Raw genomic sequence first — 22,576 nt, forward strand, 5'->3', positions numbered from 1 at the left:
TATTTAGTTGATTTTTGTATGTTCAATGTGTGGTATTTGAATTCGGAATTGTTGATTTTGAAATAGTTTTAAAATTATTAATTGCAGTTGGGTTAGGTGCCATGATTGGATTTGAAAGAGAATTAAAACATAGGCCTGCAGGATTACGAACACATATGCTTGTAAGTTTAGGTGCTACGATTTTTACTGTTAGTTCACTTTCATTTGATGTTGAACCTGCACGTATTGCTGCAGGAATTGTAGCTGGAATAGGCTTTCTTGGCGCAGGTAATATCATTGCACATAAAGGACATGTTCAAGGAATTACCAGTGCTGCAACATTATGGGTAGTTGCAGGAATTGGTCTAAGTGTTGGTATTGGAGAATACTTTATTGCTGTAGTTAGCTCTGTTCTCATTTTTGCAATTTTACAGTTAGGTCGATTTGAAAAAAAATCCCATATGGAATAATCCTTTATTATGTTTGATTAATTTTTTTTACTAAGGTTTAGCTGAAGCTATTTAGCTGTGCCTATTTTTCCTCATGTATTTATAATATAACGGGGTTATGATGAACATGACTGCTGAAAATCTAGATATGGATTATTCAAAATACGATTTTAAAGACTCTACAGAATTGTATGTTCACCTTAGCAAGAAAGGCCTGTCTAAGGAAACTGTAATTAGTATTAGTAAAATGAAAAATGAGCCACAATGGATGCTTGATTTTAGATTACGTTCTTATGAAATTTTTATGAAAAAACCAATGCCAACTTGGGGTGGGGATCTCAGTGTAATTGATTTTCAAAATATTTACTATTATGCAAAAGCCTCTGACAAAGTAGAAAAGAGCTGGGATGACGTTCCAGAAAATGTCAAAAACACATTTGACAAACTTGGAATTCCAGAAGCTGAGAAGAAATTCTTAGCAGGTGTTGGTGCACAATATGAGTCTGAAGTTGTATACCATAGTTTAAGAGAAGACTTGGCAAAACAAGGCGTTCTCTTTTTAGATACTGACGCAGCCCTTCATGAACATCCAGAGTTGTTTAAAAAATACTTTGGAAAAATTATTCCTCCCGAGGATAACAAATTTGCCGCATTAAACAGTGCAGTTTGGAGTGGTGGTTCCTTCATCTACGTTCCACCTGGTGTCAAAGTAGACATGCCGCTGCAAGCATACTTTAGAATTAACGCAGAAAATATTGGTCAATTTGAAAGAACATTGATCATTGTAGATGAAGGTGCAGAAGTACATTACATTGAAGGATGTACTGCTCCTGTATATTCTTCAGAATCATTACATTCTGCAGTTGTCGAATTAGTTGCACTCAAAGATGCAAAACTAAGATACACTACAATCCAGAACTGGAGTGCTGACGTTTACAATCTTGTAACAAAACGTGCTTATGCATATGAAGGTGCAACAGTAGAATGGATTGATGGAAACATTGGCAGTAAACTAACTATGAAGTACCCTGGAGTCTATCTCATGGGTGAGAGAGCCTATGGTGAAACACTATCTATTGCCTTTGCTGGTAAAGGACAACACCAAGATACCGGAGCAAAAATGGTTCATCTTGCACCAAATACTACTTCTAAAGTCACATCAAAGTCAGTAAGTAGACTAGATGGACGTTCCACTTACAGAGGAATGCTAAACGTAGCAAAAGGTGCTACTGGTGTAAAATCCACTGTGAGATGTGATGCATTACTCTTAGACGATACATCAAAAACTGATACCTATCCTTACATGGAAATTAATCAAGAAGATGCAACAATTACTCACGAAGCAACTGTTGGAAAAATTGGCGATGAACAAATCTTCTACCTGATGACTAGAGGATTTAGTGAAGAAGAAGCATTGTCTCTAATTGTCAACGGTTTCATGGAGCCATTTACAAAAGAATTGCCAATGGAATATGCTGTTGAACTAAACAGGCTCATCAAACTAGAGATGGATGACTCTGTGGGATAAAATCCCAAAACCTAATTTTGATTAACCATGTCTCAAGAACTATCCAAACTCAACACGACCACCATCGATGAGATCTCCTCATCAAGAAATGAACCTGATTGGCTAAAAGATTACAGAAAGAATTCACTATCCATCTATGATCGATTGCCAATTGAAACGTCTCCCCTTTACAACAAATACACTGATGCAAAAAAGATGAACCCTGAAAAAGTAACTCTTTCAACTACTACTACAGAAACAATTCCTAGCTTCTTAACAAAAAGATTAGGCGAGTTAGAAAATGAAATCTGTATTATTCAAGTTGGAACAAATATTCACAAAATCAATCTTCCTGAAGATTTAAAATCCAAAGGATTGGTGATTTCTTCTATTTCTGATGCAATAGAAAACAATCCTGAATTGGTAAAAAAAGCACTAGAGGCCTCAAAATCTGGAGAAGATAAATTTACAGCATTAAACAATGCCGCCTTTAATTCAGGTGTATTTATTCACATTCCACGTAATCTTGTAATGGACAAACCAATTCATTTTATGATTTGTCTTTCTGAGGATGGGCATTCTACAATTTCTAGAAATGTCATCTTTGCAGATGAAAGCAGCAAAGCAACAATTGTACAAGAGATATACTCTCCAAATATCCAAACTCAACAAGCATATCTTGAATTAATGAATACCCATCTCGGTGCAAACGCACAACTTGATGTTACAACACTACAAATGATTGATCAACACGCTGTAGTCTTTTCTACGCGAAGAACAGACTTGGCTCAAGATGCTAAAGTAAATTGGTATTCTGGATTATTTGGTTCAATGTTGTCCCGATACAAAATAGAATATTTCCTAAATGGAACTGGTGCATCATGTAATGATTCTGAAGTAATTTTTGGAAACAATGAACAGTCATTTGATATTCAAACTAACGTTAATCATGAAAGTCCTGCAACTGAAGGTAGAGTTGTTGAAAAATCAATTCTCAGAAATAAATCAAAATCTCTTTTCAAAGGGATGATTAGAATCAAGGAAAATGCTGCAAAATCAAACTCGTTTTTGTCTGGCCGTTCTATTTTATTAGATAAAGATGCAAAATCAGATGCAATTCCTGGATTGGAGATTTTCACTAATGATGTAAAGGCCACTCACTCTGCATCTGTTGCACAAATTGATGAAGAACAAATCTTCTATTTGAAAACTAGATGCCTTAGTCAAGAGGAGGCTGAAAGAACAATCGTTGAAGGTTTCTTAGAACCCCTCTCAAGAAAAATGTCTTTCCAAGTTAGAGCATGGATTGCATATCTAATAGAATCCAAATGGGACAACAAAGAACTTACAATTAACACTGATGAAGAATTAGCTAAATTTGTTGAAATTGAAGAGACTCGTTATAACGAAGACTCTGAAATGGAGCAACACTACAAGTATCGGTGATATTTTGTCTGAATGGATTAAGGCTTGTAATGTGGAGCAGGTAAAAGAAGGTCAACTTTTCGGATTTGTTCATGAAGACAAAAAACTTCTCATAGCAAATCTCAAGGGAAAAATTCATGCAACTGATTTGATATGTACTCATGCTGATGCTGATCTGTCCACTGGATTTCTAAGTGATGAAGGAGTTAGGTGTCCATTACATCTTTCTGTTTTTAATTTAGCAACTGGTGAACCCCAAAATTTACCTGCTGAAACTCCTCTCAAAGTATACAATGTTAAAATAGACGCCAATGAAATTTACGTGGAGCTTTAAAACATGCAAAGTACAGAATCTCTTTTTGAAAATTTAAGAAATGATTTCCCAATTTTAAAAAGAACTGTTAGAGATAACAAACCACTAGTTTATCTTGATAATGCATCTACTACACAAAAACCAAATCAAGTAATTGACGCTATCACCGATTACTATCAAAATCACAATGCAAATATCCATAGAGCAGTTTATGCATTAGCAGAAGAAGCTACAGAATCTTATGAGGCAACAAGAGATAAAATTGCAAATTTTGTTAACATAAAAAATCGACAAGAAATTATTTTTGTTCGTGGAACTACTGAAGCAATTAATTTAGTTGCATATGCATGGGGAAGACCTCACATCAAAGAAGGTGACATTATTGTTACCACTGAATATGAGCATCATAGTAACATTGTACCATGGCAACTTCTAACTCAAGAAAAGCATGCCAAACTAGAGTACATTGGAATGGATGATAATGGTGAACTAATTCTAGATGATCTTGACAAAATTTTGGCAACCGGAAAAGTCAAGCTTGTGACTTTTAGTTTGATGTCGAACGTTCTTGGAACCATTACTGATGCTGAAAAAATTATTGAAAAGTGTAAAGCCGCAGGCGTTCTAACACTAATTGATGGTGCACAGGCAGTACCTCACATGAAAGTTGATCTTGAAAAATTGGGGTGTGACTTTTTTGCATTTTCTGGCCATAAAATGTTAGGACCTACTGGAATTGGAGTTTTGTGGGTTAGAAAATCAGTACTTGAAACAATGAGTCCATTTCATGGTGGTGGTGATATGATTAGAGAAGTTCACAAATATGAAACTACCTGGAATGATTTGCCTTACAAATTTGAAGCAGGTACTCCTAACATTGCAGATGTTGTTGGCTTGGGTGCTGCAATTGACTATCTCAATAAAATTGGAATGGATAATGTCAGAGAACATGAAGTTGAATTAACAAAATATGCTATTGAAAAATTATCTGAAGTTAAAGGACTTCATATCTATGGAACAAAAGATATTTCAAAACGTGGTGGTGTTATTTCATTTAATTTTGCAGATGTTCACCCTCATGATGTTGCTCAAATTATTGATGAAGAAGGAATTGCAGTTAGATCAGGTCATCACTGTGCACAAGTGTTGATGGAACGACTAAATGTTGCTGCAACATCTAGGGCCAGCTTTTACATTTACAATACTAAACACGACATTGATATTCTGGTAAATTCATTAAATATTGTGGCAAAGGTGTTCAAATTATGAGTAGCAATGCAGACATTTACCATGAAATGATCGTAGATTATTCAAGAAATCCAATTAACTATGGAGAAATTGAAGATCATGATGTAACATTTCATGACTCAAATCCATTATGTGGTGATAGTATTGACATTGACATGAAAATTGATGAGAACAAAGTTACTGATATTAAATTTCATGGAAAAGGATGTGCAATTTGCATGGCCTGCTCTTCTGTGTTAACTGAAATTACAAAAGGCAAAAGTATTGACGAAGCAAGGGCAATTGAAAAAAACGATGTTCTAAGTGAATTAGGTCTTGAACATTTACAAGCTGTTAGAATAAAATGTGCATTGCTTTCTTTGAAAGTACTCAAATCTGCGCTTTATACCTACATTGGTAAGAATCTAAAAGATAATGAAGATGTGGACAAACTAAAAGAAGAGGCAGCAAATCTGTACTAGCATGAGTGGTTTTACGCCTACTGTTCCAATTGCACTTCAAATCAGAAAAATTATCTTTGAAAAATTCAATAATGTTGATACAAATTTTACAAATGATGAAATTTTTGAGATGCTAAAAGCAAATGGTGACTTGGATCCTTCTTGGATAATTGATGACACTGAATCTCTTTTCAACGATTTGTGTGATTCTGGACTAGCAAGAAATATTGCACAAAATTTTACTACGATATATTTGAAATTATTTGATCCTATGGAAAAATTACGCTGTAATGCATGTGGCAATGACATCTATTTGGGAACTTCTGAAGAAAGAATTTGTCCTAACACTGATTGCAAATCGTCTATTTAGATTTGTATTTTATTGCAGCATCTTCTAGAGCTTTAATCATAGGTAGTTTTTCTCCTGTAAGATAAAGTACCAATGCTCCTCCAGCTGTACTGATATGATTAATTTTATCTGCCAAACCTTGCTGTTTTAATGCAGTAGTGAGATGTCCGCCACTAACAATTGTTGTTGCCATAGAGTTTGCAACTGCATTAAGTAATGCTTTTGTTCCGTAACTGAAATTTTCTTTTTCAAAAAATCCTGCAGGTCCACTGATAAACACAGTTCCTGCACCTGCAATTAATTTTGAATAATATTCTACAGTCTTTGGCCCTAAATCAAATATTTTATCTCCCTTACCCATTTCTCTCACATCCATCTCGACTCTTGAACCATCTTTATCAATTGCAATATCTACTGGTGTTGCAAAGACATCTGGGTATTCCCCAATTAATGAGTGAGCTTTTGCAACAACCTCGTCTTCTCGTTTAATTCCTAAAGGCGATTTGATTCTAGCTTGCGCACGCATGAATACATTTCCAATTAATCCTGTTAATAGAACATGGTCTGCCCTGCCATTCTGAATCAGTAATTTTATTGCCTCTAGTCTGTCTGGAATTTTTGAGCCTCCTAAAACGATAACGTGAGGTGCTTTTGCAACTGTCATTATTTCATCAAGATTTCTCACCTCTCTTTCAACAATTCTCCCCGCACATGCTGGAAGAACTTGTGGGAATCCTACTATTGACGGATGTGATCTGTGTGCACTAGGAAATGAATCCAAAACGCAAAGATCAAATAATTTTGATAAACGAGAAACCATGATTGTTTTGGCTGCATTCTCTGGGGTGAACTCATAGTTTTCTTCGGCACACAATCTTAGATTGTCTAGAAGCAAAATTTCACCATTTTCTAAATTCTTAATTGCATTTTGTGCAGCTTCGCCGATAGTGTCTTCCACATATTTTATTTGCCTACCTGTTACTTTTTCAAGAACCTTGGCATGCTTGTCCATTCCTGTATATTCATAATTTCCAACTCTTCCCTGATGTGATCCTATGACCACTTTAGATTCTTTTAATGAGTCGAGAGTTTCTGCTGCCTCTTCAATTCTTCTAATGCCTGAAATCTCAAGTGTTTCGGGATCAATTGGACAATTCATGTCGACTCTCAAAAAAACGGTCTTACCTTTTAGGTCAAAATCATCTAGTGTGAGTACCTTCACGACTTGTCTATTGCCCACTTGGTTAAATTCTTTAAGCCGATCAGAAATCTTTTTCCTAATTCCATTTCAAAACTTATCTACTGACAAAAATTAAAAGACATGTGCTTGAGGTTTAATTAATTGCAAAATTGGCTTTTTGACATCAGGTCTCGTTCATTTGTTTTACTCACTGTTTTATTTCTGATTCTTACTGCAATTGTGTATTTTGGAATTACAGAAAGTTTTGATCAAAATGTAATTTTGTTTTTCTCTGAACATGTTGGAAATCCTACAATTGATCTCATCATGCAATCTATCACAGAAAGTGGTGAGGCTTTGTGGATGCTTGGTTTTGCAATTCTTGTATTAATAATTCCAAAAACCCGTCGGGTTGGAGTTACTTTGATGATTTTGATTGTGATTTCCACATTACTCACTGGATATGTCAAATGTGGTGTTGATAGGGACAGGCCTGACTTTGAATATAATGCAGTCCAATTCCCTGTGCCTGTTAGCAAAGATACCTTTGCCTTGTTCTGTGAGGGTGGGTATGATGCATCATATCCTTCTGGCCATGCTGCAAGATCCATGATATTTGCAATTATTTTGGGATATGCTCTATCTGAGAGATTCCCCCGTGGAGCATATCTGATGTTCTTGTATCCTGTTTTGATCTCATTGAGCAGACTCTATGTTCTGGAACATTATCCGATGGATGTGATTGGTGGAAGTGTTATTGGGATTATGTTATCTGGAGTGATGGCAAAGAGAACAAAACTTTACAAAATTTTTGATAAATCAAAATTCTAAATCTGGCACATTATCCCTGTGAATCAAAACTATTGCATAATGATCATTGTCATGATGATATGTCCAGTATTTGATATCTCTGTCTTCGTTTTTCTGTCTGAGTCCCGTGGTAATACCTGTTGTTACGGAATACCCGATTCTTTTTGCAATTTTTGATTCTTTAGGCATTAATACTCTATAGCCTTCTTTTTTTCCTTTAAATCCAAGTTTGACCATGTCTTCAACTGCAATACTTGCATCTTTTTCATCTTTTAGATCATATGTCTTAGAAATCGGTAAATCTTTTGGGTGAAATTCCATGATAATGATAATTTCTTTTAACTAATATTTTTTAAAAAATCATTTTTGGCGATCAAATTAAGTCAATTTTCTTTACATGAAAGTCAAATCATGATTATATCCACAACTTAACCGACCCATTTATCATGATTCTATCATTGGCATCATTAGAAAAACTCGTAACTCAATTACGTCAAAAGAAACAAGAAGCAACAAAGCTTCGCAAAAAAGCTGAAAATCAACTTAAGGAATTTCGTTCTGCTGAAAAACGTTCATTATCTGGTTTACATTCTCTTGACAAAAAAATAGAATCAGAAAAAGAAGAATCTTCCGATGTTTCAACAGTTCTACTTCAAAAAAATTCTCAATTGGAAAGTATTGGTAGATTAATAGCTGCTGCAGAAGAGAGGTTGACCAAAGAAAAAGAGGCAATTGAGCAGGCTGAGCAAGAAATTGAATTTGCTGAAAACCCTGTCGAAAAACAAAATGCTGAGGCTAGATTACACTCATTAAAGGATCGTGTAAATGAACTAATCGAGGAAATTAAAAACAGACAAAAAACTGCAAAAAAGATTTCCGACGATGTATCTAATTTCTCTGATATTAAATCAAAAATTGCGTCAAAAATACAAAAACAAACCAAATCAAAACCATCTTTACGTGAAACAAAGATTGCAAGTCACAAAGCAGCACAAAAATTTCTTAAAGAAATAGAAAAACAAACCAAAAAAGAAGAATCTATACAAAAATCATTAGATAAAGCATTTTCAAAATTAAAAGAATCTTTGACCAAGAAAAAGACTGCATCTAAAAAGAAACCTAGACGTCGATAGTCTGTAATTTATATTTCAAAAATTTTCTATAGCATTAAAATTGAGATTCCATTATGATTTTTAAAATGAAAAAACGTGGGTTAATTATCACAGTTGTCGGTTTAGTTTTGGTTGGAATTTCTCTCATTGTAGCTGTTTCTACTGTACCTTCAAACATTACTGGACCTAATGATCTTTCTATGGCTGCTATGTTTGAAGGAATGTTTGATGAGGTAACTAATGAAATTCAGATTATGCCTGGTGAATTAGCATATGTGTCATACAATACATCCTCATCTAATGCTCCTTTACTCTGGGGAATTCAAATCATTGATTACAATTCTGGGGATGCATTGTTGATTAAAATTTCAAATATTTTTGGAGATGATTATGGTGAATTTGTGATGTTTGACCCTATTTTGTTTGAAGCATTGGAAATTACACAATCTGATACTTTAAATTTTGAAATTAAAAATACTGGTCCAAGATCTGTAAATGTTATTTTGATGTTTTCTGAAGATCCAGAAAATTCCGATGCTTTGTCTAATCCTGATTCTCCTGCAATGATGATGATTGTACCTCTTCTTATTTCTGGATTCTTACTTGTTTTAGGAATAATTATTGCAATCATTGGTGCAATTATAGTTTTAGTTGATATGAAAAATAATTTAGATGATAAAAGAAATTATTGAGGATTAATATCCATTTTACCAAATTTGCCTTTGGTTAAGGACACTTCACCCTTGAACTCGTTAGTATATCCATTAGTAATGACAACTTTATCTCCTACATTAACTGCTTTGATGTCGTCGCCCCACAATGTGAGTTTCATTTGGTCATCTTCAGTTTCGCCGTTAGAAATTATTGCATCACAAACATCTACTGTTCCACCACTTTTGAGATTAACAGTTCTAGCGTCTCCTTTGCTTTTAACAACAGCTTCAACATTCACTCCGCTTCGCATTTTTTTTGCTTCGGAAATTGGTATGAATTCTGACATTATTTTTGAGTCCCTTTTGCACGATTATAAGCTTTGTTAAAAAATTACTAAAATGACAGATCAGATTATGGATTTACCAAAATAGCAATCGAGAAATATCGGTCAATACTCAATCTCATTGCAGAGGTATCGAAGCCCGGTCAACCGAGAGGGACTCAAGATCCACGATATTGGAAATCCCTTCTCTCAGGAGTTCGTGGGTTCGAATCCCACCCTCTGCACTAAATTTTAATTAAAATCTCAAATTTTGGTGAAATTTTTGAAATTATGCAACAATTGCTTTTACTTTTGTAATAGAATGTTCTGAAATTTCCTTGTGCATCTCAGCAACTTGATCGTCCTTGAAAGATAGATTGCATCTAAAACATTTCCAAACCATCTCGGACATGTTTAGGTTAGGCATAAATTACTTATAAGGATATTGCATGATTGATCCAATTTGTTACAATACATAATCATTGTTTCAAAAAAGATGTAATTTTTATAATTTTTTAGATCAGAATCACATTTTTTCATGACTGTTTGGAAATCCAAGGGTTTAGAAACAAAAAAGTAGTATGTTTTTTGAAAGATGTTCGATATTTTTGAAATTTTTGGAAAATTTTCATATTTTGGAATTTTCCTTGTACTAATTGGAATAAATGCCTCTCCAATACTAATGCCTCCAAGCTGGATTATTCTAACTTCTTTTTACTTGCTTGATCCAACTTTGAATGTTGTAATTCTTGCTGTGGTAGGAGCTACAGCTGCTACGCTTGGACGATTTATTTTAAAACAAATCAGCGTTCTGTTTAGAAGATTTATCGCAGAAGAACAAAAAACCAATCTTGACGTAATTGGGGAATATCTGAACCAAAAAAAATATGGCTATGCTATTGCATCTTTTCTATTTGGCGCAACGCCCCTTCCAAGTAACATGTTGTTTGTTGCATATGGATTAATGCGTGCAAAAAATTTGGGCATTTATGTTGGGTTTTGGTTTGGTAGAACAATTTCATATATTGTTATGATTTACTTTGGCGATGCAGTTTTAACTCCATTCTTAGAGATATTTGAGGATCGATTGACTGGAATTCTATTGATTGACGGTGCAGGTATAGGCTTGATTGTTCTTTTTGCATCCGTTAATTGGACTCTTTTAATTACTCAAAGAAAACTCAAATTTGTCAAACCAAAAATATGGAGATTCTAAATGAAAGCAATTGATTCCATTAAAGATGAGGTAGAAAAAATCATGGACAATGACTCTGCTCATGATTTTGCACATGTCATGAGAGTATACAAAAATGCTCAAAAAATATGTAAAAAAGAAAAAGCAAATGAAAAATTAATTCTTACTGCTGCACTATTACATGATATAGTGTCTTATCCAAAATCTGACAAGCGTTCCAAACTATCTTCAATTCATAGTGCAAAAAAGGCTAAACAAATTTTAAAAAAATATGATTTTACTAAAGAAGAAATTATGATAGTTTGCGATGCAATACGTGATCATAGTTTTTCACAAAACAAAAAACCTGCAACACTTGAAGGAAAAATTCTTCAAGATGCTGATAGACTAGATGCTATTGGTGCAATAGGTGTTGCAAGAGTTTTTGCCACAGGCGGTTCTCTGAAAAGACCTTTTTACAATATCGATGATCCTTTTTGCAAAACAAGAATCCCCAATGATAAGATATGGACTGTGGACCATTTTTATCAAAAATTGCTAAAACTAGAATCTCTAATGAACACAAAATCGGGTAAAATTGAAGCAAAAAAGCGAACTAAAGTACTTAGGGAATTTCTAAAACAACTCAGCCAGGAAGTTTAGCCATAGTCGACATATCTGTCGTATCTAGTTTCAATCTCTTTATTTTCACCTGCTTTGATTTTCTCATATTCTTCGTTTTTTCTAAATTCAATGTACTTGTTAATTTCTGCAAATTCTCCCTCTTTTGGATAAGAGTCAAAGACAGGCTCAACCAGTCTCAAATATTCTATGGTTTTACCTCGAAATTCCTCTCTTGTTGGCTTTTTGATTCCTTTCATTCGAAACCAAACTGCAGTCCAGCTTGCACCAATTACATGTGGCATTAAATCAAATGCTCTTTGAATCTCAAAACGTTCGTCGTTTCTCATGATTCTTGAAGGAATCTTGAAGCTGATTTTGCAAAATATGTCACAATCATATCTGCTCCTGCTCTTTTGATTGAATGTAGAATTTCTAATGTGATGTCTTTCTCATTAACATATCCTAATTGAGATGCAGCTTTTACTAGAGCATATTCTCCAGATACACTATAAGCTGAAACTGGAATATTGTATTTTCTTCTAGTCTCGGCAATTAAATCCAAATATGATAATGCAGGTTTTATCATTACAATGTCAACCCCTTCTTCAATATCTGTCTCAACTTCCATCATTGCTTCTCTTGCATTTGTAAATGGAACTTGGTATGTCTTTCTATCTCCAAACTTTGGAGCACATTCAGCAGCATCCCTAAATGGTGAGTAAAAGTTTGAACGATGTTTTGCAGAATGTGACATTATTGAAACATCTGTAAATCCCTCATCATCAAGTGCTTTTCGTATGGCTGCAACTTGTCCGTCCATCATGGCTGATGGTGATACTGTGTCAACTCCTGCCTTTGCTTGACTGACTGCAATTTTTGCAAGTGTTTCCAAACTAATGTCGTTATCAATTTTATTCCCTTGAATTATTCCACAGTGTCCTGTGGATGTGAATTGGCATAGACAAACGTCTGCCATGATTACTATTTTGTCTCCGAATTTTTCTCTTATCTGTGAAATTGCTTTTTGAACAATTCCATTATTGTCAAAAGCTGAACTTCCTGCTTCATCTTTTTGAGTTGGAATTCCAAAAAGCATGATTGCAGGAATTCCTAAATCAATAATTGTACTTACTTCATCGTTTACATCCTTTAATGACAATCTCTCAATTTCTGACATTGATTCTACCTTGACTCTTTCATCCAAATCCTCTTGAACAAATACTGGGCAAATGAAATCCTTCGGAGACAGAGTTGTTTCCTGAACCAATTCTCTCATTTTTTCAGATGTTCTCAGTCGACGAAGACGTCTGGTAGGAAATGACATGATGAAATTCTCTTTAGGTAAAATATAATCCTAGTCTACTTGATTTTGTTTTTTATAGTCAAAGAGTTTACTGGCCAACTCTACAACATCTGGATTCCCTTGCTCTGATGCTTTTCTAATGTTATTCATTGGAGTTGATACGATACTCTCCACAACTGCTTTTGTTAATTCTTCAATAATCTTAATTTTCTTCTCATCTTTTTCATCGAGCATTTGAAGTGCTTTTTGCAATTCTTTTTCTCTGAGATTCTCTATGTTCTTGAATACGTCAGTAACAAGTGGTTCTGCTTCTAATCTTTTCATTGAGGCTTCTAATACAGATACTTCTTCATTAATTATATTTTCAACGGTTTTGACCTTATTTAATCGTGCATTCATGTTTTTTTCTACCATTTCTGCAATTTGATCTAAATTCATCAATTTGATTCCTCCAATCGTTGCAACTTTTTCATCTACTGTCCTGGGGTTTGATAAATCCAAAATCATCATTCCTCCACTTTTATTTTTCATGGCTTCTGTGATTCTGTCATTTGTTACAAGAAAATATGGGGCAGTTGTTGCAACAAATATTACATCATAGTTATTAAATCCTGAAAGAACCTCCTCGAATTTTATTGGATTTCCGCCCATTGTTTCACAAAATGTTTCTGATCTTCCAATTGTTCTACTAGTTACATCAAAAGCATAACCTCGCCTTTGCAATGATTTTGCAACTAACGTAGATACTTCTCCAGTTCCAATTAACAAGACTTTTTTTGTTTTTAACTCATCAATGTTTTCTTCTGCAAGCTTTACTGCCATGGAACCTACTGAAATTCCACCTGCGCCAATTCCACTTGAATTTCTAATTCTAGTTCCCATTCTGATTGCTTTATCAAATAATGTGTTAAGATGCTGCCCTGATGCTTTTACCTCTCTTGCAGAAGTGATAGATTTTTTGATTTGACCTAGAATCTGCTCTTCACCTAACACCATCGAGTCTAATCCTGAGGTTAGTTTTAACAAATGATGCAGAGCCTCTTGATTTTCAACAAATTCTATGTTTTCATTAAATGCTTCTTCTTCTAGCCCAGTAATTGCTGCCCATGTTTTTTTAATTCTATCTGAATCATGGGTCTTGGATTTTCCAAATAATTCTATTCTGTTACACGTTTGAATAATCACACACTCATCTAATCCTGATTGCTTTTTGAATTGCTCATATGCTTTTTCTATGTCTTTTATCGTAAATTGTTCAAGAATGTGAATTGGTGAGTTACGAAAAGTTACACGTGCATTGATAATATTTTGATTCATTTCCAATTCCTCAATATTGTGATAGCTCGCTTTTCAGCTTTTTTGAACTGCTTGTCTTTTATTAACTGATCAATCTCATTATCACTTATGATACTACGTAGACATTCTCTCCTTTGTTCTTGAGTAGATATTGTCTCTTTGGCCATATCTCTTATCTTATTTTGGATCTTAATTTGAGCAATATCTTCTTTGGTGATGATTTTTTTGAATAATTTCTCTGATCTATCTTTGATTTTCTTTGACATTGCAGGACTCCTTCCCCCAGTAAAAATTGCAATCTGAATCATATTTTCAAAATCAATTATGGCCGGATTTGAAAAGTCGCTGTCATCAGGATTGTCTGAACTGTATGCCATGATCTTTTCCTTTTTTGCATCATTGATGATTTTTTGATTAATCTTTCTGTCATTTGTTGTTGTGATGACTAAATTTGGTTTAAGTTCTGAAAGAAATTTTGTATCTGAAATTTTTTGTTTTTTTAATGTAATTTTTTTGGCTTTGGATAATTTGCTAATTTGTGAATTTACTGAATCGCTGATTACTGTAATGTTGCATCCTTGATTAATAATAGAATTGACTCTCTTCTGGGCTTCATTTCCTCCCCCTATGACAATTATTTTTTTATCTTGGAGATTCAGGTCAACTATCATCGATCAAAAGGACTTCGGTTTCTATTTATGTATTAAAATCAACGCATGAAATCCCAGCTACATTTTTAATTGAATGGGCAGATTCTTGAATTATTGACTTCTATGGATGACTCTGATAAAGAACTTCTAAATGAGATTCAATGGACTTTTCCACTTGTAACAAGACCATTTGATGCCATTGCTAAAAAATTTGATACCACTCCTGAAGACATTAAAAATAGATTAAACCAACTTAAAGAAATTGGAGTTTTAAGACAACTAAGTGCAATTTTCGACACAAGAAAACTTGGCTATACTAGTTCACTTGTGGCTATGGAAATTGAAGATGATAAATTAGAATATGTTGCTAATCAAATCAATCGTCATCCTGGTGTTAGTCATAATTATGAAAGAGATCACCAGTTCAATCTCTGGTTTACTTTGGCTGTTCCTCCTGGTGCTGATTTGAAAGAGGAGCTTGAAAAATTCAATATTTTAAAGGGCATTAAAAAAGTAAGAATGCTTCCCACTTTGCAATTATTCAAAATTGGTGTTAAACTTGACATGGTAGATGACAAGAAGCATGATGTTGCACCAAGTGAAGAGAAAAAAGAAATTAAAAATGTTAAATTTGTTCCAACTGAAGTAGACAAAGACTTTATCCGGGAACTACAAAAAGATATGGAAATTATTGATGAGCCTTTTGTAAAGGCTGCAAATAATCTTGGAATTACTGAAAGTGAATTGTTTGAAAAAATGAAATATTACGAAGATATTGGCGTTATGAGAAGATTTGCAGCTATCTTGAGACATAGACAAGTTGGCTTTACAGCTAATGGAATGATTGTGTGGAAAGTACCTGAAGATAGAATTGCAAAAGTTGGTGAAACTCTTGGCTCATTTCCTCAAGTAAGCCATTGCTATGAACGACCAACATATTCTGATTGGCCTTACAATGTGTTTTCAATGATTCACTGCAAAACACACGATGAGGCACATGAAATGGCAAAAACCATTCAAGAACAAATCCACGTTGATGAATACCAAATTCTATTCAGTTCTCGTGAATTCAAAAAAACTAGAGTAGAATATTTTGTAGAAAATTCTTTTAGCTTAGAAGAAGCAATTTCTGCCTCTTAGAATTCATTCTCATCATGTCCTACGACATGAATTGTACAAAAATACTGGTCATTCATGTTGCAATAATACTGGGACTTTTCTCCACACTCTTTACATGGTGGCTTTTCATCTAATTCTGAGAGTTTCATGTGGTATATCTTACTTCTAGTAGTAACGTTTGACTCCTTGTATATTCTCGTTAAATTTGAATAATATTTCAATTCTTCAGGATTTAATTTCTGATAATTTTTGATTTTTTTAGTGATTGTTTCCCATTTTTTGTATTTGCCTATTTTGGCAAGCTTCATTCTTTCAATAATTTCTAATGTCTTTTCAAAATCTATTGGATCATCCATTTACAAATTAATTTGTTTGTGGTGTTGCTTTTAATTCATAAGAAGGCCAAGTATTGTACAATTCTTCAACTTCTTTCATATCTGAATCTGAAATATATTTTCCATCTGACATTTCTGCATAATTTACTACCTCTTCTTCACTGATCATAGTTGGAAGCACTGTTGCAAATCCTTTCTTGGTCATCATAAACTTCATTGCAAATTCTGTAATGTTTAATCCGTTTCTTTCTGCAATGGGTCTGAATTGCTCAACTTTTTCTAATGACTCCTTAAGCCATTCTCTTTTTCTCACTGATCTATGATCATTGTCGTCAAATTTTGTATCTGCATTAACTTTGCCTGTTAAAATTCCTGATGCTTCTGGAACTCTGACTAGAATGCCCACATCTTTTTCTACCGCTTTTTTCATCAATTCGTTTCCTGGAGTTTGTTCTAGTATGTTGTAAACTGTTTGAACTGCACTAAGATTTGGTTTATCCATTGCTTCCAAACCTTCCTGTGTCCATCCAATTGCCGGGCCTAGAGCAACTTGGTATGTTTTAATAGATCCCTCTTCGATAAAACTATCTAATAGATTGAATATGGAATCATTTCTCACATCTTTTAGTTTTGGATTGTGCACACCATACATGTCAAGATGATCTGTTTGTAATCTTTCTAAACTATTTCTTAATGCCATTCTAGTATAATCTTCATCAAATCTTTGTGGAAGTTCTTTATGTCCTATTTGTTCAACACCGCTAAAATCATAACCGTATTTTGTTGAAATAACAATCTCGTCCCTCATATCTTTGAAGACTTCACCAATCAGTTTCTCGCTTAATCCTTTACCGTACAAGTCTCCTGTTTCAAAAAAATTGATTCCTACATCGTATGCTTTTTTGAGCATTCTTTTAGCTTCATCCTCTTCAATCTTTTTGCCCCACCAATCAAGAGCTATGGCCCATGCTCCGAATCCTATTTCTGAAATTTCTATGTCTGTTTTTCCCAGTTTATTGTACTTCAAAACTATTTTTTGTTTTAGGATTTCATCATTTATGTTTATCCAAGATTTGCATCGCTGATATTTTGGTTTTCAAGTGTATGAGAGAATATTTCATCCAAAAATGTTTTTTGTTTTAAATTCTATCCTAAACTGGAAATCATTGAAACGATATCTTTTTTCACGCACACGATCATCGGGATATCATTTTTAACATATGATGAGACCTGAGTTTCTCTTAAATCCATTATTAGATCCTGAAAATCTCTGATATTGTCTACTTCAAATGCTAGCATAAAGTCTTCGTCGTGAATTCCAAAGGAGTAGGTTGTATTGAGAACAACTTGTGGGTATTTTTTACTCACCTCTATGTGTTCGTCCATAATTTCTTGGCGTTTTTCTTTTGGTAATAGATACCATTCTCTTGTTTTTGTGAACGGATAAACTATAACATGTTTCTTTGGCTCAGTACCTGTAACAAAACCATGAGCTTTTTGTTCTTGCACGTAAAGTGATGGCCTTGTGCATGACAAATATGTCCTTGATGGGATGATGTATTTTCCAAAAACTGTCTTGTATATTTTCTCAATTACCTTCTGAATCTCTTCTACTGATTTTGCTGCAAACCAAATCAAAAAATCTGCATCATCTCTTAATCCTAAATTTGAATATGTTCTATACATGATGCCTGAATTATTAATCACGTTTTCAACTTCCTTTGCAGATTCCTCTTTTGCAAGATCTGCCATCCATCTCCATTTAGGATCAACTTTGAAAAATGAGAAATTGAAATAATACTGATTGTTTTCTTCTGACATATGATTTTTAATTTTAAAACCCTATTTAAACAAAAACTAGATTCTCTATTTTAGAATCTCGATAATTTTCTCTGATGATTTATGCCCCGATTTTATTTGAACCAAACTTGTTGATATTTTGAAATGTTTTGCAATTTTTTTTACTATCTCTTTATTTGCCTCTCCTTTGATGGGCTTTGATTTTATTCCTATGCTGATTTGATCTTTTTCTATTTCTAAAAATTCTTTAGAAAATTCTACTTTAACTTTGTAAATCAATATTGTTTTGGAAATCGTTTTGGTTAAATTTGATTATGCTGGTTGCTCTAAAGCCCATTCATAACCTTCGGCTTCAAGTTTGTCTGCAAGTGATGCATCCCCTGTCTTCAATACTTGGCCTCTTGCAAATACATGTACAAAGTCTAACTTGTCTAGGAATTTCAAAATTCTGGCATAGTGAGTGATAATGATGATTGTTGCATCCTTGTCTGCAACTTTGCTGATTGCTTGAGCTACTGCTTGAACTGCATCAATATCTAAACCCGAATCTGGTTCATCTAAGATTGAAATTTTTGGTTTTAATACTGCCATTTGTAATACTTCTGCACGTTTTTTCTCTCCACCTGAAAATCCTTCATTGAGATATCTTGAAAGAAATTCTTCTTTTAATCCCACTTTTTCTAAATTCTCTTTAAGATATTTTTGAAATTCTCTTACTGTGATGAATACTTCTCTGTTGTCTCCTTCCAGTGCTTTACTTAGAGAATTATATGCTGTTCTAAGAAAGTGAGAGAATCCTACACCTGAAACTTCAGTTGGATATTGAAATCCTAGGAATAATCCTTTTTTTGCTCTTTCGTCTGCTGTTAAATCTAAAATGCTTTCACCATCTAACAAAATATCTCCTTTCGTAACTTCGTATTTTGGGTGTGCAAGTAATGTATAGGCTAGTGTACTTTTTCCTGAACCATTTGGTCCCATAATGGCGTGTACTTGTCCTGGACCTGTTTTCAAATTTACTCCTTTGAGAATCTCTTTACCTTCTCTTGATACGTGAAGATCTTTGATTTCTAATACTGCCATGCTTCGATTTATTCTGATTCTCTATATAATACCGACGAAATTTAGCTAATCCTAATCTAAATAATAAAATGAAAAGAGGGGGTGTAATTAGTTGGCCAGAGATGGTCTCAAAGTAATTTTGAGTTTATAGCACGTTAGAATTTCTTTACATCTATTTCTGATAGTTACTTCTGTGACTCCTGCAATACTTGAAACGTCTCTTTGTAGAACGTTTTGTCCAAGTAAAACCGATGCTACATACAGATATGCTGCGGCAATCCCGTTTGGAGCCTTACCATCAGCAATACTGCTGTCTTTGGTTTTTTCTGCAATTTCTAAGGCTAGTCTTTCAACTCTAACCTCAGTCTGTGTCATGTTTGCTATCTTTGAGATGTATTTGTCCATGGTTACAACTGGGGCATGTAGTTGTCCCATTTCCATTACCATGGTTCTATAGTATCTAGCTGCAAGTTTTGTTTTTGATTTAACGTCTTTTGCTGGACAAATTCCTCGGCAAATTTCTTCTAATGATCTTACTACATCACATTGTTTGCATGCCATGTAAATTGTAGCAGCTGTTATGCTAACTACTGATTTTCCTTTCACATCAACATGTCCATCCAAGTTTCTGTATATCATAGATGCTGTTTCCAAAACATTCTTTGAAAGATTTAGACCTTCACATGTTTCACCCATTTTTGCTAAAACATTTGCTAATCTTCTTTCTCTTGGTGAGGAAACTCTTACTCTTTGTTGCCACTTTCTGAGATTATTCATTTGGCCTGCAACTTCACGGTTTATTGTTTTTCCGCTAAAGTCTTTTGCACTAATTGAAATCTCAGTAGTTATTCCCAAATCATGTTGAGAATAGGTTGTTTGTCCTGTTGCTCTTGCAAGCTTCATCTTGTCTTCGAAGTTTGAGCTTATTGTTTCTGGACCAAAATCTGCAATCTGATCATCGACGACAACGCCGCAACCAGAACAGATAATTTCACCATTCTGCATGTCATCTACTAATGTAGATTTACATTCAGGACAGTTTTGTTTTTCTAGTATGTTCATTATTTTCTTCTCCTAAATTTTTTTGGTTTGTTGGCAGGAGATTCTTGAGATGCGAAAACACTTTTGCCAATGTATTTTTTGATGTTGTTTGTTAATGGCGTTGCTGATGCAAACGGTCTACTTACTGGACCTATCATTTCATTTACTTTTGCAACCCTAGTTCCCTTTTCGTCACAGAGTATCTGACCTTCAACTAATTCTGTTGATAGTTGAATGATTACCCTGCCACTACCGGCTAGGTGCATTATTTCGCCTACCTCCTGCAATTAGAATTACTAATTATCATATTGTTATCATAGACTTCTGTCAACTTTACTTTAGCTAAGAGCTAGATTTGATTTTATTTTGATTGTTTTGATCTTTTAGACACTAACTTTTCTGAAATTTTGTTAAGAATTTTTGTCTTGGAGGATCCTTTTGGTACTACAACATAACCTGACCTCACAAAAGGTCTTTTGGGGAATCTTACTTTGTCGTCTGATTCTGTGATTTCAATACCACTTGCTTTAGTTGCATCCATTAATTCTTTCAATGAAGGATCAAATACGCATTTATCTAATCCAACTCTCCTGCCTTTTGATTTTTTTAAATTCTTGTTGAAATAATCCAACCAGATTACGACGTGCTCGTAATCTTTCATTTTATTCCTTTAGTAAAATTGCGTTGACGATTCCGTTTTGTCCTGGTTTTGAAACTACTCTGCATTTACCTTCTTGTGTTTCAAGAATTGCACCTTTTGTAATGATGCCTCGTCTTTGGTAATCGTTGTTTGTAGAATTTTCTAACACTTTGATAATCTTTGATTTCTTTACTTTATTTTCACCTGTTGCTAAATTAACAAAGTCAATTGATTTCAATGCTGTTTTTTTGTTATTACCTCTAACTCTTCTTGTTATTGTAACTTGAGCTCCGTTAATTGGCTCATTTGGATATCTATCAGTTTCATATTTTCTTCTAATTCTTAGTGGAACTCTTCTGCCCCCAGTAATTTTACTTGTTGCTAAGTTCTCTATGGATTTTCTCACGAAATGATGTCTAAATTACTCTAATTTATACAAAACGCAAAAAACTAGCCGTAAAGCAAAAAAATCTACTCAGTTTACTTCTGTAGCAATTGGCGGAGTAGCTGTTTGTCTGTTAGCAGTCTTTCTTACTTTGGAGAACAATCTTTGTTTTAGATCTTCTACATCTCCTTGAATACCAAAATATTTTTGGAATTTTTCAGTTGTTGTGTATATTTTTAATCGTCCTACATTTTGATGACTGATGTAATCTAATTGTCGTAATTCTTTGAGATGTGCATAAACACCAGATCCTCTTGTTTCAACAAGTTGTTTTGATGATATTGGTTGCATATATGCAATGTAAGATAATGTTTTGAGTGTTGCATTTGGAAGAACTGGTTTTGATGCATATCTCTTGACTGTGGCACTGTATTCTGGTTTTAATTGCATTACATAGGAACCGTCTGGAAGAATAACAATTTCTAATGCTTTGAATGCTGACTTTGTCTTTTTCATTATGCTCTCAAGCAATTCTAGAGTTTTTGTTCTAGATTCTGTGCCTGAAGCTCTTACTATATCTTCAATTCTTAATGGTCTTCCTGCTGAATACAATGCAGCTTCTATCCTTGCCGTTGCCTCATCCAAATTCTCTATTTTTACCATTCATCTCCCTCCACTGTTCAGTTTACTAACTCTTCTTTCACAACGATAATTTTGATGTCATCGCCAACTTGCTCAAGATCTACTTTTTGGTCTCTTGCCAAAAATAATGCGGCAAAGAAGCATCTGATGGAATCTACCTGATCCAAATCTGCAATGATATCCTGTAATACTCCAAATCCTGTTGCTCCTATCTTCTTCATGATCAAGTCTTCATATTTTCCAATGATGCTTTCAAGTGAAATGAAAAACTCTTGGAAATCTGGAGCTTCAATAGGTTCTATCTCTAATGATTTATTGCGTCTTGATTGTGGGTTTGCAATTGTACCAATTAGGTTTTGTAATAATCCCAACAAGTCATCTAATGATACTGGATATGTAGATTCATGTCTGTATGGAATATCTATTAATTCAATATCTACATCTGTTCTTTGGTGCATTGGTTTTTTCTCCATTGCTGCCTTTTGCAATGCAAAAATGCTTTCAACTTTCATTCTGTAAATTAGTGATGATGATAGTGCTGCCATCCCTGCTACCTTGAGATCTTTCTTTCCTGTTTTTTCAAGAATTTTTATTAACAAATTTAAAATTTGAATAAGATCAATCTCCCAAACATCTTTTTTAACAACTGCTGATGGGCTAAACAGAATGTTAACTGGTTCCTGAGAAATACTATTGGGAGTTTGTGCTTCACTCACA

The 22,576-nt window shown here is 34.1% G+C and carries 32 protein-coding genes and 1 tRNA gene; 14 read left to right on the forward strand and 19 right to left on the reverse strand.

Annotated features, from left to right (window positions below; translation table 11 throughout):
* The first annotated feature begins 29 nt into the window (after positions 1–29).
* From NSED_RS02530 to NSED_RS02560, 7 genes are all read left to right on the forward strand, one after another.
* Entirely contained in the window at positions 30–449 is a 420-nt protein-coding gene (locus tag NSED_RS02530; RefSeq protein ID WP_014964675.1) for an MgtC/SapB family protein, read from the forward strand.
* Between the two features lie 106 nt (positions 450–555).
* On the forward strand, positions 556–1,956 hold the full coding sequence (gene sufB, locus NSED_RS02535; protein WP_014964676.1) for a Fe-S cluster assembly protein SufB: 1,401 nt from the start codon (positions 556–558) through the stop codon (positions 1,954–1,956).
* A 27-nt stretch (positions 1,957–1,983) separates the two neighbouring features.
* The gene (sufD, locus tag NSED_RS02540; protein WP_014964677.1) at positions 1,984–3,381 is read left to right on the forward strand and encodes a Fe-S cluster assembly protein SufD; all 1,398 of its coding nucleotides are present in this window, start codon (positions 1,984–1,986) and stop codon (positions 3,379–3,381) included.
* 4 nt (positions 3,382–3,385) lie between these two features.
* Positions 3,386–3,694: a Rieske (2Fe-2S) protein gene (locus NSED_RS02545; RefSeq protein ID WP_014964678.1), complete on the forward strand. Its 309-nt coding sequence runs from the start codon at positions 3,386–3,388 to the stop codon at positions 3,692–3,694.
* 3 nt (positions 3,695–3,697) lie between these two features.
* On the forward strand, positions 3,698–4,942 hold the full coding sequence (locus tag NSED_RS02550; protein WP_014964679.1) for a cysteine desulfurase: 1,245 nt from the start codon (positions 3,698–3,700) through the stop codon (positions 4,940–4,942).
* A complete protein-coding gene (locus NSED_RS02555) occupies positions 4,939–5,382 on the forward strand; it encodes an iron-sulfur cluster assembly scaffold protein (protein ID WP_014964680.1) in 444 nt (147 codons plus the stop codon). Before NSED_RS02550 ends, NSED_RS02555 begins: the two co-directional genes overlap by 4 nt.
* 1 nt (position 5,383) lies before the next feature.
* Positions 5,384–5,731, forward strand: a complete 348-nt coding sequence (locus tag NSED_RS02560) for a hypothetical protein (RefSeq protein ID WP_014964681.1) — start codon at positions 5,384–5,386, stop codon at positions 5,729–5,731.
* Here NSED_RS02560 and NSED_RS02565 read toward each other — a convergent pair.
* Entirely contained in the window at positions 5,724–6,950 is a 1,227-nt protein-coding gene (locus tag NSED_RS02565; RefSeq protein WP_016940080.1) for a phosphoglycerate kinase, read from the reverse strand. The genes NSED_RS02560 and NSED_RS02565 overlap by 8 nt on opposite strands.
* 102 nt (positions 6,951–7,052) lie before the next feature.
* Here NSED_RS02565 and NSED_RS02570 point away from each other — a divergent pair, with 102 nt between their 5' ends.
* Positions 7,053–7,721 carry a phosphatase PAP2 family protein gene (locus NSED_RS02570; RefSeq protein ID WP_014964683.1) on the forward strand — a complete coding sequence of 223 codons (669 nt, stop codon included), beginning with the start codon at positions 7,053–7,055 and terminating at the stop codon, positions 7,719–7,721.
* Here NSED_RS02570 and NSED_RS02575 read toward each other — a convergent pair.
* Positions 7,710–8,021, reverse strand: a complete 312-nt coding sequence (locus NSED_RS02575) for a hypothetical protein (protein WP_014964684.1) — start codon at positions 8,019–8,021, stop codon at positions 7,710–7,712. The genes NSED_RS02570 and NSED_RS02575 overlap by 12 nt on opposite strands.
* A gap of 125 nt (positions 8,022–8,146) precedes the next feature.
* Between NSED_RS02575 and NSED_RS02580 the strand changes: the two genes are divergently transcribed.
* Positions 8,147–8,833, forward strand: a complete 687-nt coding sequence (locus NSED_RS02580) for a coiled-coil domain-containing protein (protein WP_014964685.1) — start codon at positions 8,147–8,149, stop codon at positions 8,831–8,833.
* A gap of 65 nt (positions 8,834–8,898) precedes the next feature.
* Positions 8,899–9,504 carry a hypothetical protein gene (locus NSED_RS02585; protein WP_026090034.1) on the forward strand — a complete coding sequence of 202 codons (606 nt, stop codon included), beginning with the start codon at positions 8,899–8,901 and terminating at the stop codon, positions 9,502–9,504.
* Here NSED_RS02585 and NSED_RS02590 read toward each other — a convergent pair.
* Entirely contained in the window at positions 9,498–9,812 is a 315-nt protein-coding gene (locus NSED_RS02590) for a single stranded DNA-binding domain-containing protein (protein ID WP_014964687.1), read from the reverse strand. The genes NSED_RS02585 and NSED_RS02590 overlap by 7 nt on opposite strands.
* A 120-nt stretch (positions 9,813–9,932) precedes the next feature.
* Here NSED_RS02590 and NSED_RS02595 point away from each other — a divergent pair.
* A tRNA-Leu gene (locus tag NSED_RS02595) sits at positions 9,933–10,033 on the forward strand.
* Positions 10,034–10,077: 44 nt separating this feature from the next.
* Here NSED_RS02595 and NSED_RS10910 read toward each other — a convergent pair.
* Entirely contained in the window at positions 10,078–10,200 is a 123-nt protein-coding gene (locus NSED_RS10910) for a hypothetical protein (RefSeq protein ID WP_016940082.1), read from the reverse strand.
* Positions 10,201–10,383: 183 nt separating this feature from the next.
* On the opposite strand from NSED_RS10910, the gene NSED_RS02600 reads away from it, so the two are divergent.
* Entirely contained in the window at positions 10,384–11,004 is a 621-nt protein-coding gene (locus NSED_RS02600) for a hypothetical protein (protein WP_014964688.1), read from the forward strand.
* Positions 11,005–11,625, forward strand: a complete 621-nt coding sequence (locus tag NSED_RS02605; protein ID WP_014964689.1) for an HD domain-containing protein — start codon at positions 11,005–11,007, stop codon at positions 11,623–11,625.
* Here NSED_RS02605 and NSED_RS02610 read toward each other — a convergent pair.
* From NSED_RS02610 to NSED_RS02625, 4 genes are read right to left on the reverse strand one after another with little or no spacing between them, the layout of a single operon-like run.
* A complete protein-coding gene (locus NSED_RS02610; protein WP_014964690.1) occupies positions 11,622–11,933 on the reverse strand; it encodes a hypothetical protein in 312 nt (103 codons plus the stop codon). The genes NSED_RS02605 and NSED_RS02610 overlap by 4 nt on opposite strands.
* Complete coding sequence (hemB, locus tag NSED_RS02615) at positions 11,930–12,910, reverse strand: porphobilinogen synthase (protein WP_014964691.1); 981 nt, start codon at positions 12,908–12,910, stop codon at positions 11,930–11,932. The genes NSED_RS02610 and hemB overlap by 4 nt, the downstream gene beginning before the upstream one ends.
* 30 nt (positions 12,911–12,940) lie before the next feature.
* Positions 12,941–14,206 (reverse strand): glutamyl-tRNA reductase, encoded by a 1,266-nt coding sequence (hemA, locus tag NSED_RS02620; protein ID WP_026090035.1) that lies wholly within the window; start codon positions 14,204–14,206, stop codon positions 12,941–12,943.
* The gene (locus NSED_RS02625) at positions 14,203–14,856 is read right to left on the reverse strand and encodes a precorrin-2 dehydrogenase/sirohydrochlorin ferrochelatase family protein (RefSeq protein WP_014964693.1); all 654 of its coding nucleotides are present in this window, start codon (positions 14,854–14,856) and stop codon (positions 14,203–14,205) included. The genes hemA and NSED_RS02625 overlap by 4 nt, the downstream gene beginning before the upstream one ends.
* A gap of 102 nt (positions 14,857–14,958) precedes the next feature.
* On the opposite strand from NSED_RS02625, the gene ahbA reads away from it, so the two are divergent.
* On the forward strand, positions 14,959–15,975 hold the full coding sequence (gene ahbA, locus NSED_RS02630) for a siroheme decarboxylase subunit alpha (RefSeq protein WP_026090036.1): 1,017 nt from the start codon (positions 14,959–14,961) through the stop codon (positions 15,973–15,975).
* On the opposite strand, the gene NSED_RS02635 is transcribed toward ahbA, so the two are convergent.
* The 11 genes from NSED_RS02635 to NSED_RS02685 all read right to left on the reverse strand — a co-directional run bounded on the left by NSED_RS02635 (position 15,972) and on the right by NSED_RS02685 (position 22,575).
* Positions 15,972–16,310 carry a hypothetical protein gene (locus tag NSED_RS02635; protein ID WP_014964695.1) on the reverse strand — a complete coding sequence of 113 codons (339 nt, stop codon included), beginning with the start codon at positions 16,308–16,310 and terminating at the stop codon, positions 15,972–15,974. The two genes, ahbA and NSED_RS02635, sit on opposite strands and share 4 nt — an antisense overlap.
* A gap of 7 nt (positions 16,311–16,317) precedes the next feature.
* The gene (locus tag NSED_RS02640; protein WP_014964696.1) at positions 16,318–17,316 is read right to left on the reverse strand and encodes an aldo/keto reductase; all 999 of its coding nucleotides are present in this window, start codon (positions 17,314–17,316) and stop codon (positions 16,318–16,320) included.
* Between the two features lie 119 nt (positions 17,317–17,435).
* Positions 17,436–18,110, reverse strand: coding sequence for a chlorite dismutase family protein (locus NSED_RS02645; RefSeq protein ID WP_014964697.1), 675 nt, complete (start codon positions 18,108–18,110; stop codon positions 17,436–17,438).
* A gap of 45 nt (positions 18,111–18,155) precedes the next feature.
* Positions 18,156–18,368: a DUF167 domain-containing protein gene (locus NSED_RS02650; RefSeq protein WP_014964698.1), complete on the reverse strand. Its 213-nt coding sequence runs from the start codon at positions 18,366–18,368 to the stop codon at positions 18,156–18,158.
* A gap of 33 nt (positions 18,369–18,401) precedes the next feature.
* Positions 18,402–19,172, reverse strand: coding sequence for a Fe-S cluster assembly ATPase SufC (sufC, locus tag NSED_RS02655; RefSeq protein WP_014964699.1), 771 nt, complete (start codon positions 19,170–19,172; stop codon positions 18,402–18,404).
* 87 nt (positions 19,173–19,259) lie between these two features.
* Positions 19,260–20,213 carry a transcription initiation factor IIB gene (locus NSED_RS02660; RefSeq protein WP_014964700.1) on the reverse strand — a complete coding sequence of 318 codons (954 nt, stop codon included), beginning with the start codon at positions 20,211–20,213 and terminating at the stop codon, positions 19,260–19,262.
* A complete protein-coding gene (locus NSED_RS02665; RefSeq protein ID WP_076797502.1) occupies positions 20,213–20,479 on the reverse strand; it encodes an H/ACA ribonucleoprotein complex subunit GAR1 in 267 nt (88 codons plus the stop codon). Before NSED_RS02665 ends, NSED_RS02660 begins: the two co-directional genes overlap by 1 nt.
* Before the next feature lie 74 nt (positions 20,480–20,553).
* On the reverse strand, positions 20,554–20,853 hold the full coding sequence (locus NSED_RS02670; protein ID WP_014964702.1) for a signal recognition particle subunit SRP19/SEC65 family protein: 300 nt from the start codon (positions 20,851–20,853) through the stop codon (positions 20,554–20,556).
* A 1-nt stretch (position 20,854) separates the two neighbouring features.
* Positions 20,855–21,238 carry a 30S ribosomal protein S8e gene (locus tag NSED_RS02675; protein WP_014964703.1) on the reverse strand — a complete coding sequence of 128 codons (384 nt, stop codon included), beginning with the start codon at positions 21,236–21,238 and terminating at the stop codon, positions 20,855–20,857.
* Between the two features lie 69 nt (positions 21,239–21,307).
* The gene (scpB, locus tag NSED_RS02680) at positions 21,308–21,880 is read right to left on the reverse strand and encodes an SMC-Scp complex subunit ScpB (RefSeq protein ID WP_014964704.1); all 573 of its coding nucleotides are present in this window, start codon (positions 21,878–21,880) and stop codon (positions 21,308–21,310) included.
* A 17-nt stretch (positions 21,881–21,897) separates the two neighbouring features.
* The gene (locus NSED_RS02685) at positions 21,898–22,575 is read right to left on the reverse strand and encodes a chromosome segregation protein ScpA (protein WP_014964705.1); all 678 of its coding nucleotides are present in this window, start codon (positions 22,573–22,575) and stop codon (positions 21,898–21,900) included.
* Position 22,576: the final 1 nt, after the last annotated feature.

Origin of the sequence: Candidatus Nitrosopumilus sediminis (assembly GCF_000299395.1) — an archaeon.
GTDB classification, from domain to species: Archaea; Thermoproteota; Nitrososphaeria; order Nitrososphaerales; family Nitrosopumilaceae; genus Nitrosopumilus; species Nitrosopumilus sediminis.

Coding starts and splice junctions, on each gene's coding strand:
- NSED_RS02600 (WP_014964688.1), top strand. CDS start 10,384: ATGTTCGATATTTTTGAAATTTTTGGAAAATTTTCATATTTTGGAATT.
- ahbA (WP_026090036.1), top strand. CDS start 14,959: ATGGATGACTCTGATAAAGAACTTCTAAATGAGATTCAATGGACTTTT.
- NSED_RS02575 (WP_014964684.1), bottom strand. CDS start 8,021: ATGGAATTTCACCCAAAAGATTTACCGATTTCTAAGACATATGATCTA.
- NSED_RS02585 (WP_026090034.1), top strand. CDS start 8,899: ATGAAAAAACGTGGGTTAATTATCACAGTTGTCGGTTTAGTTTTGGTT.
- NSED_RS02660 (WP_014964700.1), bottom strand. CDS start 20,213: ATGAACATACTAGAAAAACAAAACTGTCCTGAATGTAAATCTACATTA.
- hemA (WP_026090035.1), bottom strand. CDS start 14,206: ATGAATCAAAATATTATCAATGCACGTGTAACTTTTCGTAACTCACCA.
- sufD (WP_014964677.1), top strand. CDS start 1,984: ATGTCTCAAGAACTATCCAAACTCAACACGACCACCATCGATGAGATC.
- NSED_RS02635 (WP_014964695.1), bottom strand. CDS start 16,310: ATGGATGATCCAATAGATTTTGAAAAGACATTAGAAATTATTGAAAGA.
- NSED_RS02580 (WP_014964685.1), top strand. CDS start 8,147: ATGATTCTATCATTGGCATCATTAGAAAAACTCGTAACTCAATTACGT.
- NSED_RS02670 (WP_014964702.1), bottom strand. CDS start 20,853: ATGAAAGATTACGAGCACGTCGTAATCTGGTTGGATTATTTCAACAAG.
- NSED_RS02605 (WP_014964689.1), top strand. CDS start 11,005: ATGAAAGCAATTGATTCCATTAAAGATGAGGTAGAAAAAATCATGGAC.
- NSED_RS02550 (WP_014964679.1), top strand. CDS start 3,698: ATGCAAAGTACAGAATCTCTTTTTGAAAATTTAAGAAATGATTTCCCA.
- scpB (WP_014964704.1), bottom strand. CDS start 21,880: ATGGTAAAAATAGAGAATTTGGATGAGGCAACGGCAAGGATAGAAGCT.
- NSED_RS02590 (WP_014964687.1), bottom strand. CDS start 9,812: ATGTCAGAATTCATACCAATTTCCGAAGCAAAAAAAATGCGAAGCGGA.
- NSED_RS10910 (WP_016940082.1), bottom strand. CDS start 10,200: ATGTCCGAGATGGTTTGGAAATGTTTTAGATGCAATCTATCTTTCAAG.
- NSED_RS02555 (WP_014964680.1), top strand. CDS start 4,939: ATGAGTAGCAATGCAGACATTTACCATGAAATGATCGTAGATTATTCA.
- hemB (WP_014964691.1), bottom strand. CDS start 12,910: ATGTCATTTCCTACCAGACGTCTTCGTCGACTGAGAACATCTGAAAAA.
- NSED_RS02625 (WP_014964693.1), bottom strand. CDS start 14,856: ATGATAGTTGACCTGAATCTCCAAGATAAAAAAATAATTGTCATAGGG.
- sufB (WP_014964676.1), top strand. CDS start 556: ATGACTGCTGAAAATCTAGATATGGATTATTCAAAATACGATTTTAAA.
- NSED_RS02610 (WP_014964690.1), bottom strand. CDS start 11,933: ATGAGAAACGACGAACGTTTTGAGATTCAAAGAGCATTTGATTTAATG.
- NSED_RS02645 (WP_014964697.1), bottom strand. CDS start 18,110: ATGTCAGAAGAAAACAATCAGTATTATTTCAATTTCTCATTTTTCAAA.
- sufC (WP_014964699.1), bottom strand. CDS start 19,172: ATGGCAGTATTAGAAATCAAAGATCTTCACGTATCAAGAGAAGGTAAA.
- NSED_RS02560 (WP_014964681.1), top strand. CDS start 5,384: ATGAGTGGTTTTACGCCTACTGTTCCAATTGCACTTCAAATCAGAAAA.